This window comes from Streptomyces humidus (assembly GCF_014649655.1).
GTDB lineage: Bacteria > Actinomycetota > Actinomycetes > Streptomycetales > Streptomycetaceae > Streptomyces > Streptomyces humidus.
The window spans coordinates 1-1,022 of sequence record NZ_BMTL01000141.1 but is presented as its reverse complement, the minus strand read 5'-3'; the positions used below and the strand labels follow the sequence as shown (position 1 = coordinate 1,022).

1 protein-coding gene is annotated in these 1,022 nt (G+C 64.5%); it reads right to left on the bottom strand.

All coding sequences use genetic code 11. From position 1 onward, the window contains the following. Nucleotides 1–6: 6 nt before the first annotated feature. Nucleotides 7–966, bottom strand: coding sequence for an IS481 family transposase (locus IE239_RS41450; RefSeq protein ID WP_190154605.1), 960 nt, complete (start codon nucleotides 964–966; stop codon nucleotides 7–9). Nucleotides 967–1,022: the final 56 nt, after the last annotated feature.

The following is a 1,022-nucleotide window of genomic DNA, read 5'->3' as shown; positions in this document are numbered from 1 at the left end:
CAACGATTACGCCTGGGTCGTGGTCTTCTGCTTGAGGCGTTCGTAGGGGGTCTGGCCGCCGAGGCCGCCGTGGGGGCGATGGTAGTTGTAGTAGTCCTCCCACTCGCGCAGTTTGTCGTTGAAGACCTCGGCGTCGTCGATGACGACGCCGTCCAGGAGCCGGTAGAACTCCTCGGCGTCGATGCGGTGGGAGCGTTCGACCTTGCCGTTTAGCCGTGGGGTGCGGGGCTTGATGTAGGTGTGGGCGATGCCCTTGTCGAGGACGTGCCAGTGGAACGCGGACTGGAACTCGGCGCCGTTGTCGGTCTGGATGACCTCGACCTGGAACGGCAGGCGCTGGATGACGTAGTCGAGGAACTGGATGGCGGTGGCCTGGTTCAGCTGAGGGTAGATCCGCAGGACGCGCAGCCGTGTGCAGTCGTCGATGGCGGTGAACTGGAAGTACTTGTTGCGGCCGCCGCGGCGGCCCTGGGGCATCGAGGCGAGCGGTTCTATGAACTTCACGTCGATCTGGACGCGGTGGCCGGGCAGTTGCTTCTCGTAGCGCTTCCATCGGCGGTCGTGGCGCTTGTAGCGCTGCGAGGCCGGCAGGCGGCCCATGTCCAGGCGGTTGAGGATGCGCCACACGCCCGACTTGCTGATGGTGACGTCGTGGTACCGCTTGAGGTACATGGCGATCTTCTCCGGGCCGAAGTGGTAGTTCTGCCGCAGGTAGATGATCTTCCCGACCGCTTCGACGTGGGTCGCGTTCGGGCAGGTCTTCGGCGCCTTGGAGCGGGTGCGCAGGCCCTCGACGCCCTCGGCCTGATAGCGGCGATACCAGGTGTAGTAGGCCTGTCGGCTGATCCCGAAGTACCGGCAGGACATCGCGACGTTCCCGGTGACCTCTTCGACGTGGCGTATGACGGCCAGGCGCCGCTTGGCCTCACGGTCAAGCGGTGCGGCGGTGGGGGTGGACTTCGGCATGTGGATCTCCGTAGTGATCGGAGACCCAGGTGTCAACGATGATCGGCAGTTTTATA

Coding starts and splice junctions, on each gene's coding strand:
- IE239_RS41450 (WP_190154605.1), bottom strand. CDS start 966: ATGCCGAAGTCCACCCCCACCGCCGCACCGCTTGACCGTGAGGCCAAG.